The organism is Inquilinus sp., assembly GCF_057815775.1.
Genome location: NZ_JBYRFX010000194.1, coordinates 1 through 9,940, shown reverse-complemented (window position 1 = coordinate 9,940; position 9,940 = coordinate 1). Strand labels below are relative to the sequence as shown.

12 protein-coding genes and 2 pseudogenes are annotated in these 9,940 nt (G+C 70.8%); 4 read left to right on the top strand and 10 right to left on the bottom strand.

Annotated features, from left to right (window positions below; translation table 11 throughout):
* Positions 1-236: pseudogene (locus AC3XYG_RS06935) on the top strand (metallophosphoesterase); the annotation flags it as partial.
* Here AC3XYG_RS06935 and AC3XYG_RS06930 read toward each other — a convergent pair.
* Both AC3XYG_RS06930 and AC3XYG_RS06925 read right to left on the bottom strand, forming a co-directional pair.
* A complete protein-coding gene (locus AC3XYG_RS06930) occupies positions 237-392 on the bottom strand; it encodes a hypothetical protein (protein WP_489139078.1) in 156 nt (51 codons plus the stop codon).
* 84 nt (positions 393-476) lie between these two features.
* A complete protein-coding gene (locus AC3XYG_RS06925; protein ID WP_489139077.1) occupies positions 477-1,304 on the bottom strand; it encodes a helix-turn-helix domain-containing protein in 828 nt (275 codons plus the stop codon).
* 126 nt (positions 1,305-1,430) lie between these two features.
* Here AC3XYG_RS06925 and AC3XYG_RS06920 point away from each other — a divergent pair, with 126 nt between their 5' ends.
* Entirely contained in the window at positions 1,431-1,814 is a 384-nt protein-coding gene (locus AC3XYG_RS06920) for a nuclear transport factor 2 family protein (RefSeq protein WP_489139076.1), read from the top strand.
* Positions 1,815-1,854: 40 nt separating this feature from the next.
* Here AC3XYG_RS06920 and cml read toward each other — a convergent pair whose 3' ends face one another.
* A complete protein-coding gene (cml, locus tag AC3XYG_RS06915; protein ID WP_489139075.1) occupies positions 1,855-3,039 on the bottom strand; it encodes a CmlA/FloR family chloramphenicol efflux MFS transporter in 1,185 nt (394 codons plus the stop codon).
* Positions 3,040-3,464: 425 nt separating this feature from the next.
* Between cml and AC3XYG_RS06910 the strand changes: the two genes are divergently transcribed.
* The gene (locus tag AC3XYG_RS06910) at positions 3,465-3,767 is read left to right on the top strand and encodes an HlyU family transcriptional regulator (RefSeq protein WP_489139074.1); all 303 of its coding nucleotides are present in this window, start codon (positions 3,465-3,467) and stop codon (positions 3,765-3,767) included.
* An 86-nt stretch (positions 3,768-3,853) separates the two neighbouring features.
* Positions 3,854-4,207, top strand: a complete 354-nt coding sequence (locus AC3XYG_RS06905) for a putative quinol monooxygenase (protein ID WP_489139073.1) — start codon at positions 3,854-3,856, stop codon at positions 4,205-4,207.
* A gap of 11 nt (positions 4,208-4,218) precedes the next feature.
* On the opposite strand, the gene AC3XYG_RS06900 is transcribed toward AC3XYG_RS06905, so the two are convergent.
* The 7 genes and pseudogenes from AC3XYG_RS06900 to AC3XYG_RS06870 form a co-directional block, all read right to left on the bottom strand.
* Positions 4,219-5,397, bottom strand: a complete 1,179-nt coding sequence (locus AC3XYG_RS06900; protein ID WP_489139072.1) for a BaiN/RdsA family NAD(P)/FAD-dependent oxidoreductase — start codon at positions 5,395-5,397, stop codon at positions 4,219-4,221.
* A gap of 16 nt (positions 5,398-5,413) precedes the next feature.
* A complete protein-coding gene (ybaK, locus tag AC3XYG_RS06895; protein ID WP_489139071.1) occupies positions 5,414-5,887 on the bottom strand; it encodes a Cys-tRNA(Pro) deacylase in 474 nt (157 codons plus the stop codon).
* A gap of 27 nt (positions 5,888-5,914) precedes the next feature.
* A complete protein-coding gene (locus AC3XYG_RS06890; RefSeq protein WP_489139069.1) occupies positions 5,915-6,295 on the bottom strand; it encodes a DUF6481 family protein in 381 nt (126 codons plus the stop codon).
* A 120-nt stretch (positions 6,296-6,415) separates the two neighbouring features.
* A complete protein-coding gene (locus AC3XYG_RS06885; RefSeq protein ID WP_489139068.1) occupies positions 6,416-7,033 on the bottom strand; it encodes a YdeI/OmpD-associated family protein in 618 nt (205 codons plus the stop codon).
* A gap of 12 nt (positions 7,034-7,045) precedes the next feature.
* Positions 7,046-8,896 carry a DNA mismatch repair endonuclease MutL gene (gene mutL / locus AC3XYG_RS06880; RefSeq protein WP_489139067.1) on the bottom strand — a complete coding sequence of 617 codons (1,851 nt, stop codon included), beginning with the start codon at positions 8,894-8,896 and terminating at the stop codon, positions 7,046-7,048.
* Positions 8,897-8,948: 52 nt separating this feature from the next.
* On the bottom strand, positions 8,949-9,659 hold the full coding sequence (locus tag AC3XYG_RS06875) for an SDR family NAD(P)-dependent oxidoreductase (protein WP_489139066.1): 711 nt from the start codon (positions 9,657-9,659) through the stop codon (positions 8,949-8,951).
* 39 nt (positions 9,660-9,698) lie between these two features.
* Positions 9,699-9,940 (bottom strand): annotated as a pseudogene (locus tag AC3XYG_RS06870) (hypothetical protein); the annotation flags it as partial.

The window sequence follows — 9,940 nt, the reverse complement described above, 5'->3', positions numbered from 1 at the left end:
TGCGACTCGACGGGCGGCACCTGATCCTGTGCCACTACCCGTTCCGCACCTGGAACCAGATCGGCCGCGGGTCGCTCGACCTGCACGGCCATTCGCACGGCAAGCTGACGCCGGCGACGCGGCAATATGATGTCGGGGTCGATGTGCAGGATCTCAGGCGCGCGACGCTGGATCAGATCCTGGCGCGGAAACGGCAGCGGCGTCCCGCCGCGGCGAAAATTACAAAGGCGGAGTGATCAGACCTCGGGGTCCGGCCGGGGCCGTCGGGATCGGTGCGAGGCCACGCCACCACGCGTTGCCCGGCGCAGCGCATCGCGCAACTCGCGCTCATGCCCTTCGTCTTCACCCATGGCTGCCGCGAGCAGCCGCACCCAGTTCAGCACCATCCGCATTGGCCGGCTCCCGTTCAGGAAGTCTCAAGCCCCATGTGACGACGGTCCGGGAATTATGTCAAATACAACGGTCGGACAATTTTGTTACAAAACTTTGCCAGGCCCGGCCGCGGCCCACCGGCGCAGGATATCAGCGGTCGTGTCATCGGCCGGAAAGAAGGATTCCACCGCCAGTTCGGACAGGGTGACGTCGACCGGCGTGCCGAACACGGTGGTGGTCGACAGGAACGACAAAATCCCCTCCGGCGTCGCCAGGCGGAACGGCACGACGACATCGGGATGCGCCGCCTCCGCTACGGCCGGGGGCAGCGCCGCCACCGGGGCGGACGGGGCCGGATAGGCCTGCAGCTCGGCCAGCAGGTCGATCAGCACGGCGTCGGCCGAGGCCTCCACCTGCCGGCGCAGCCGTTCGAACAGATGGCCGCGCCATTCGGCATAGTTCACGATCCGCGGCGCCAGCCCGTCGGGGTGCAGGCCGAGGCGCAGCACATTGACCGGCGGCTGCAGCAGCGCCGGCGATATCCCCGCCAGCAGCGGCGCCAGCGCCGCGTTGGACGCCACCAGCTGCCAATGCCGGTCGATCGCCAGGGCCGGCTTGGGCGCATGCGCCTCGATCACCCGCTCCACCGCCCGCCGGGCCAGCGCCAGCCCCGGATCGTCCAGCGAGCGCACGGGATAGGCCGGGGCGAAGCCGGCGGCGACCAGCAGCGTGTTGCGTTCGCGCAGCGGCACATCAAGCCGTTCGGCCAGATGCAGCACCATGTCCCGGCTGGGCCGCGACCGCCCGGTCTCCAGGAAGGAGAGGTGGCGGGTCGAGATATCGGCCTCGCAGGCCAGGTCGAGCTGGCTGAGGCGGCGGCGCTGGCGCCATTCGCGCAGATGGTCGCCGATCGGGCGGGCGGTCGTCTTCATACCCCCGACGATAGCCGCTGCCCGGCGGCGCGACCATGACCTGCGAGGTAATCGCTTTCGTGTCCGGCGCCGGACCAAGATCGGGTCATTGCGGAGGACCGCACCACCAAGGGATGGAGAGAAGAGATGACCACCGACGCGACCGGGATCAACGAGTTGGTCGACCGCTATATCGCGATCTGGAACGAGACCGATGCCGGCCGCCGCCGGGCGCTGATCGACCGGACCTGGACCGCCGACGCCGTCTTCGTCGACCCGATCATGCGGGGTGACGGCCGTGCCGGCATCGATGCCATGATCGCCGCGGTGCAGGTGCGGTTCCCGGACCACCGCTTCCGCCGCACCAGTGCCATCGATGCCCACAATGGACGCATCCGCTTCCGCTGGGAGTTGGGGCCGGACGACGGCCCGGTCCTGGTCGCCGGCACCGATTTCGGCGAGATCGATGCCGATGGCCTGCTGGCCGGCATCATCGGCTTCTTCGATGAGGCCCCGGCCCTGGCGGCCTGACCGAAAGGGGGCGGACCGCACGGCCCGCCCCCTCCCCGGCTCAATCGTTGGGCAACCGCCGGGCGAGGCCGATCACCACCAGCCCCGCCACCGCGCAGAACCCGGCCAGCGGCCAGGCCGTGCCCGCCGGCAGGGCCAGCACCGCCAGGGTGCCGGCGGCGGTGGCGATCAGCCCTTCCAGGCAGTAGTAGAGCGCGGTGGCAGTGCTGGCGGCATGGCCGAAAGGCTGCAGCGCCCCGTTGGCGGTGACGGCGCACGTCACCGAGATGCCGGCCGCGATCACCCAGACCGGGCCGATGAAGCCCCAGAGCGTGGCGGCGGCGCAGAGCTGCCCCAGCGCCAGCAGCCCGGCCCCGACCAGCAGCAGGCCCATGCCGCGCACCAGGCAGCCGCGCCGGCCCCACCGGGCGACGAACCACCCGGCGAACCGGGCGGTCGCAATCATCACCAGTGCGGCGGTGCCGAAGGCCAGGCTGAATTCGAGCGGGCTGAGATCGAGCCGGCCGATCAGCACCGCGGGCGCGGTCGAGAAATAGACAAAGAACGCGCCCATCGCCGCGCTGAAGCCCAGGGTGTGGATCCAGAACGGGGCGTGGCCGAGGATCTGCCCGACATGGGCCAGCCGCACCCGGTCGCCGTCCTCCGGCCGCGTCTCCGGCCATCGTCCCAGCGCCTGCAGCCCGGTGGCCGCGCCGAGGATGGCGAGCAGCCAGAAGATGCCGCGCCAGCCGAAGCCGTGGTCGACCAGCGCGCCGAGCAGCGGCCCGAACGCCGGCACGAAGGACAGCATCGACCCGAGCAGGCCGTAGATGACAGCCCCTTCGCGCCTGAAGGCAAAGACGTCGCGCACCGTGGCGAAGGTGGCCACCAGCATCGCGGCGCCGCCGGCCGCCTGCAGCAGCCGCAGCGCCAAAAACACCGCGGCCGAGCCGGTAAGCGCCAGCCCGGCCGAGGCGGCAGTGAACAGCAGGGCGCCGCCGAGCAGCACCGGCCGCCGGCCGATCCGGTCGGAGATCGGGCCGAACAGCAGCTGGCCGCAGCCGAGCAGCAGCAGATAGAGGCTGAGGGTGAGCTGGACCAGCGCCGGCGTGGTCGCCAGGGCGCCGGGCATCTGGGGCACGACAGGCAGGTGCACATCCATGCCGAGCGAAGAGAGCAGGTCGAAGGGCGACATCAGCAGCAGCGATGCCGCCAGGGAATGGGGCCATGGCCGGAGAGACGGCATGGGAAGACCTCCGCAGAAAGGGGATTCGGCGGCGATCTGCATCAGCGTCGGCAGGGAAAGACCGGGACAGGACAGGACCGCCGCAACAACCGGAAGGGCTGTTGCGGCTCAGCGGGATGCGGTGGCGTCGGTCCTCATCGCACGGGCTCCACGGTCTCGGGGCTGGACAGGCTCTAGCCGGTGCTGGGCGGGGCGTCAATTCGGCACCGACGTCGCCGAAAAGCGCGGGACCTCCCCTCTTCCTCGTCATTGCGAGGAGGCGAAGCCGACGAAGCAATCCATGTCTCCGCTCTTGCGACCCTGGATTGCTTCACTCGCAATGACGGTGGTGAGGATAGCGGCAGCCAGCAACAGCGGTGAATGCGTGATCCGCGGCGCGATCCGCGATAGGCTGCGCCTTCCCTTTCCCTGTGCGGCGGTCGGCGATGGTCTCCTTCCTCAAATCCCTGTTCGGCGGCGGCAAGCGCGAGGGCGCGGAAGGCGGCGCCGAGGCCCCGGCCGGCGAGGCGGTCGAGTACAAGGGCTTCCGCATCCGCCCGGCCCCCTATGCCGCCGGCGGCCAGTACCAGACCGCCGGGCTGATCGAGAAGGACTTCCCCGAGGGCACCAAGACCCACCGTTTCGTCCGCGCCGACACACACGCCAGCAAGGACGACGCCACCGCCTTCTCACTGTCCAAGGCGCAGCAGATCATCGACGAACAGGGCGACCGGGTCTTCGCGGCCTGAGGCCCGTCCTTTACCTCCGAGGTTATTGGATCAGCGCCGATCCCCGGCCATCCTCAGGGCATCGCCATTGCCCAAGGGATTTCCCGATGCTGGTTTCCACCGTCAGCCGCCCGGACGACACGGCCGTTGCCGTCGTCATCATCCTGCATGTCAAGCCGGGCCGCGTGGACGAATTCCTGGCGCTGCTGATGCCGGTGCTGGACGCGATGCGGCACGAGCCGAGCTTCGTCAACGCCGTGCTGCACCGGTCGCCGGACGATCCGACCCTGTTCCTGCTTTACGAGACCTGGGCCGACCGCGACGACCTGATCCAGGTGCAGATTCCGCGGACCTATCGCCAGGCCTATGTGGCGGCGCTAGCCGACATCCTGCGCCAGGACCGGGCCTTCACCGTCTGGCAGCCGATGCGCGGCGACTTCGCAGTGGAGAGACCGGCCTGAAGGCCGACTTCTCAGGCGGCTTGTCCCGCACTCCAGCCGGATGACCAGGCCCATTGGAAATTGTAGCCGCCGAGCCAGCCGGTGACGTCCACCACCTCGCCGATAAAGTACAGGCCCGGCACCGCCTTGGCTTCCATCGTCCGCGAATCGAGGCCGGCGGTGTCGACGCCGCCCAGCGTCACCTCCGCGGTGCGATAGCCTTCCGACCCGGCCGGCCGCACCGCCCAGGCATTCACCGCGGCATCGACCCGGCGCAGCACCTTGTCGGAGAGGTCGGCGAGGTTGCCCGCCGCGCCCTCTGCCTCCGCGATCGCCTGGGCCAGCCGCTTCGGCAGCACCGTGGCAAGGACGGTGTGCAGCGCCCGCCGTCCGTTCTCGGCGCGGGCGGCGCGCAGCAGCTCGAACACATCGGTGCCGGGCAGCATCGCCACCGCGATCTCCTGCCCCTCGCGCCAATAGGAGGAGATCTGCAGGATCGACGGGCCGCTGAGGCCGCGATGGGTGAACAGCATCGCCTCCGCGAACCGGGTCTTGCCGCTGCCGACCACGGCGTCGACGGCGATGCCGGCCAGGGGCTTCAGCCGCTCCAGCATCCCAGGGTCGAAGGTCAGCGGCACCAGGGCCGGCCGGATCTCGGTTAGGGCGAGGCCGAAGCGGATGGCGAGGTCATACCCGAAGCCGGTGGCGCCCATCTTCGGGATCGACCGGCCGCCGGTGGCGACCACCAGGGACCGGCACTGCACCGGGCCGGAGTCCAATCCCACGACGAAGCCGTCGGCGCTGCGGTCCACCGCGCCGACCCGGGTCGACAGGCGCAGTTCCACGCCGCCCTGGCGCATCTCGGCCAGCAGCAGGTCGATGATCTGGCGGGACGGACCATCGCAGAACAGCTGGCCCAAGGTCTTTTCGTGCCAGGCGATACCGTGGCGATCGACCAGGGCGATGAAATCACGCTGGGTGTAGCGGCGCAGCGCCGAGATGCAGAAGCGCGGATTGGCGGAGATGAAATTCGCCGGTGCGGCGTGCAGGTTGGTGAAGTTGCAGCGACCGCCGCCGGAGATGCGGATCTTTTCGCCCGGCGCCGCGGCGTGGTCGACGATCAGCACGCGGCGGCCGCGCTTGCCGGCCTCGGCCGCGCACATCATGCCGGCCGCCCCGGCGCCGATCACCACCACGTCGAAGGATTGCATTGTGTCTCCGGCCGGCTCAGGCGATCAGCGCCGCCACCCTGGCCTTGAGGGCGGCCTGCAGATCCTGCGGGCTCAGCCGCAGCTGCAGCCCGCGCTGGCCGCCATTGACGAAGATTTCGGCCTCCGCCATCGCCGATTCCTCGATCGCGGTCGGCACCGGGCGTTTCTGGCCAAGCGGGCTGATGCCGCCGACATGGTAGCCGGTGACGCGCTCGGCATCGGCCGGGCGCATCATCTGTGCCGATTTGGCACCGAACGCCGCGGCCAGCTTCTTCATGCCGACCTCGCGGTCCGAGGGCACGACGACGCAGACCGGCTTGCCGTCCGCCTCGGCCATCAGGGTCTTCAGCACGATGCGGGGCGCAACGCCCATCGCCTCGGCCGCCTGCATGCCAATGCGGTCAGCGCCGGGATCATAATCATAGGTCGCCGTGGCGAAGCGGATGCCCGCCTGCTGCAGCGCCTGGGTGGCGCGGGTGGTCTTCGACATCGGCCGAGTCCCGCCCGCGCCCCGGGATCAGCGCTTGCGCGCCTTGCGGGCGGCGTAGCGCTCGTCGCGCGCCCGCTTCTGCTCGGCTTCCAGCGCCACCAGCCGGTCCGCTTCTTCGCGTTCGGACACAGCCTTCAGCTCGGCCGCTTCGGCAGCCAGGCGCGCCTCTTCGGCCGCGCGGGCTTCCGTCTCGGCCTTCAGCCGCACCGCCTCGGCCTCCTTGGTCGCACGGCGCTCGGCCTCGCGGGCCTCCCGCGCAGCGACCAGGGTCGCACGCTCTGCCCGCTGCCGGGCCAGCTCCGGATTGTCCGGCGCGACCTTCGCACGGAAGTTCTCCAGCGCGGCCTTCCTGGCATTCTGAGCGCTGCTCAGCCGGTCCCCGAATCCCTTTTCCTTGTAACCGCTCATCGTTCAGTCGACTCGTTGCATAGAACCCCGATTCACCAGCGGAGAGGCGAACGCCCCCCGCGCGGATGCACTAGATATGCTTCCTCGGCGATAGTTCCAACTGCCGATCTGGCATGTCGGTCACGCGGCCGGACCAAGCTTGTCATTTTTATGGGGGTGGATCCGTTCGCCGCGGGCCAGCAGGGCGACGAATTCGCCGATCCGGCGGGCCCGGGTCTCCGGCGTCTTCGCGGTCTGCACCCGGTACAGCACGGCGTAGCGGTTGCGCGAATCGAGGTCGGCGAAGAACCGGGCCGCCGCGGGATCGCCGTCCAGCGCCGCCTGCAGATCCTCCGGCACGCCGCGGTGGCGGCTGAGGCCATAGGCCCGGTCCCAGCGCCCGTCGCGCTGCGCCGATTCGACCGCGGCCAGCCCGGCCGGCGCCATCCGCCCGGCGGCGATCAGCGCCTCGACCGTCTCGCGGTTGCGCTGCGACCAGGCGCTGCGCGGCCTGCGCGGGGTGAATTTCTGCAGCCAGGTCCCGGTGTCGCGCGCCTGCTTCTGGCCGTCGATCCAGCCATGGCACAGGGCGAGGTCGAGCGCCTGCTGATAGGTCACCGAGGCCGCGCCCGAGCCGGCCTTGGCGATCGCGAGCCACAGGCCGCGCGACGCCAGGTGATTCGCCCCCAGCCACGCCGCCCAGGCCTCGATGTCGGCGAAGTGCAGGACGGGCAGGCCCTGATGCTCGGATTCAATCATGGCGACCACCGGTCAGCGCCGCTGGAACAGCTTCTCGATGTCGGCGAGCTTCAGCTCGACATAGGTCGGCCGGCCGTGGTTGCACTGGCCGGCATTGGGCGTGACCTCCATGCTGCGCAGCAGCGCATCCATCTCGGCCGCGTTCAGGCGGCGGCCGGCGCGGACGCTGCCATGGCAGGCCATGGTGGCACAGACATGGGCCAGGCGTTCGGTCAGCGGCCGGGCGTCGTCCCATTCGGCCAGGGCATCGGCCAGATCCTGCACCAGCCCGGGCACGTCGGCCTGGCCGAGCAGCGCCGGCACGCCGCGCACCACCACCGCACCGGGGCCGAACGGCTCAAGCTCCAGCCCCAGCTCCGCCAGCTCCGCCTGCCGCGCGCCCAGCCGGTCGACCGAGGCCTCGTTCAGCTCGACCACGACCGGCAACAGCAGGCCCTGGCTCTTGACCGTGCCGGACAAGAGCTCCGCCTTCATCCGCTCATAGACGATGCGCTCATGCGCGGCGTGCTGGTCGACGATGACCAGCCCGTCGCCGGTCTGGGCGACGATGTAGGTGGCATGGACCTGCGCCCGCGCCGCGCCGAGCGGGTGCTCGGCCACCGGCTCCGCCACCTCGTCCTCGGCCCGGGCCGAGGGGCGGTTCAGGTCGGACGCGATCGGCGCCTGCCAGCCGGCAGCCGCTTCGGCCAGGCCCGGCGACGGCCGCACCACGCCGCGCTGCTGGCCCCAGGGCGACGGGGTCAGGAAACCGCCGGTCGGCCGTGACAGCGGCGCCTGGGGCGGCAACTCGCCCTGCGTGGCGAACGCGGCGAGCGTGTCGGCGCCGACGCTGGTCGAGGCGCGGAAGCCGGCCCCGGCGATGGCGTGGCGCAGGGCGCTGACGATCAGCCCGCGCACCAGCGCCGGGTCGCGGAACCGGACCTCGGCCTTGGTCGGGTGGACGTTGACGTCGACCTCTTCCGGCGGCAGCTCGAAATACAGCGCCAGCATCGGGTGGCGGTCGCGCGGCAGCACATCGGCATAGGCGCCGCGGATGGCGCCGAGCAGCAGCCGGTCGCGCACCGGCCGGCCATTGACAAACAGGTACTGCGCCTGGGCGGTGCCGCGATTCAGCGTCGGCAGCGCGGCGTGGCCGGTCAGGTGGATGCCCTCGCGCAGCGCGTCGATCGGAAGCGCGTTGTCGGCGAAGTCGCCGCCCATCACCGCCCCAACCCGGGCCAGCCGGGCATCGAACAGTTCGCCCTGCGCCGATTCCAGCCGCAGCAATGTGCGGCTGGTGTCGGAGACGGTGAAGCTGAGCGTCGGATGGGCCATGGCCAGGCGTTCGACCATGTCGACCGCGGCCTGGGTCTCGGCCCGCTCGCCCTTCAGGAATTTCAGCCGCGCCGGGGTGGCGTAGAACAGGTCGCGCACCTCGACCCGGGTGCCCTGGTTCAGGGCGGCTGGCACCGGCGCGCTGACCGCACCGCCCTCGACCGACAGGCTCCAGCCCTCGGCGGCGTTGCGGGGCCGGCTGGCGATGGTCAGGCGCGAGACGGCACCGATCGACGGCAGCGCTTCGCCGCGGAAGCCGAGGGTCGAGATCCGCACCAGGTCGTCGTCCGGCAGCTTGGAGGTGGCGTGGCGTTCGATCGCCAGCGCCAACTCCGCCGGGTCCATGCCGGCGCCGTCATCGACCACGGCAATCAGGCTGCGGCCGCCATCGCGCAGGGCGACATCGATGCGCCGGGCGCCGGCGTCGATCGCATTCTCCACCAGCTCCTTCACCGCCGCGGCCGGGCGTTCGATCACCTCGCCGGCGGCGATCTGGTTGACCAGGTTGGGCGGCAGCCGGCGGATGGTGCGGAGGGACTCGATGGACATGGCCGGATTCTAGAAGGGGTTGGCGATCCGTTCCACTGCTTCGCCCGCCGCCCTACCAGGCGAATTCGCCGGCGTCGGGCTCGCCGTAGAACACCAGCCGCTCGGGGCGGGTACGGTCGATCCAGCCGGCCAGCCGCGCCGCCGCCTCCGGTGCCTCGAGATCGGCATCGGCGCTGGCCATCTGGGTGCGGATCCGGCCGGGATGGATGGCATAGACGGCAAGGCCGCGCGGGCCGAACTCCCGATGCAGGCAAGCGGTCAGCATATTCTGCGCCGCCTTGGAGATGCGGGTGGCATAGGCGATGCCGAGATGGTCGAAATCCCCCGATGCCACCCGGCTGACCGAGCCGAGCCGGCTGCTGACATTGACGATGGTCGGCCGCTCTGCCGCCAGCAGCGCCTCGATCGCCGCCTGACTGATGCGCAGCGCGGCGAGGCAATGGACGTCGAACGACAGCTGCACATCGGCGAGGTCGATGCCGGCGAGCAGCGGGCCGCGACCGGACCGGCCGGCATTGTTGATCAGGATGTCGACCACCGGCACCCGCTCCGCCAGGGTCTGGCGCAGCAATGCGGCGCAGGCCGGGTCGGTGACGTCGCCGCGGACCAGGATGCCGTCCGGCCCGGCCGCCGCCGCGAACTCCGCCGCCGCCTCGTCGCTGCGGACCACGCCGATCACGGTGTCGCCCCGCGCCGCGTACCACCGCGTCAGCTCCAGCCCCAGCCCCGCCCCGGCACCGGTGATCACGATCCTGCGCGCCATGCCCCGTCCTCTTGAATGCGAAAGGATTGCCACAGGCCGTCAGCCCGGCTGGATCGCCCGGATGTAGCGTTCGGCCGAGCGGCGCACCGCCCCGGCCGCATCCTGCGGCACCCAGCGGCCGGCGAAGGCGCCGTACAGCCGGTCGAAAGCATAGGGCGCCACCGCGTCGGCGATGCCCTGCACGGCGCGGGCCGGCAGCGGGATCAGATTGGGATAGCTGTACATGAAGGAGACCCAGCGCCGGTCCGGCAGGCCCTGGATGGTGTCGCCACTGAGCAGCA